Source organism: Anaerobacillus sp. 1_MG-2023, assembly GCF_030547345.1.
Taxonomy (GTDB): Bacteria; Bacillota; Bacilli; order Bacillales; family Guptibacillaceae; genus Guptibacillus; species Guptibacillus hwajinpoensis_B.
The window spans coordinates 1-228 of the sequence record NZ_JAUORD010000334.1 but is presented as its reverse complement, the minus strand read 5'-3'; the positions used below and the strand labels follow the sequence as shown (position 1 = coordinate 228).

Here is a 228-nt window from a genome sequence, read left to right as displayed (position 1 = left end):
CAACCAAATACTTATTTTTATGATACTCCACTATATTTTCCTGGAACAGAACCAAAGAAATCATATGTGAACATGGGGAGTATTAATGAATTAACTGCCCTTCAACGATCATCCAATGTCTATATGTTTAATATTGCAATGGAAATAGCTAATCATAAGTATGAAAAAAATCAAGGCGGGGCTTTCGATATAGAAGCTTATTCAAAAATGAGGAATGTGTTTTCTCGA

1 pseudogene is annotated in these 228 nt (G+C 32.5%); it reads left to right on the top strand.

From position 1 onward, the window contains the following. A pseudogene (locus Q4550_RS25710) lies at positions 1 to 228 on the top strand (penicillin-binding protein); the annotation flags it as partial.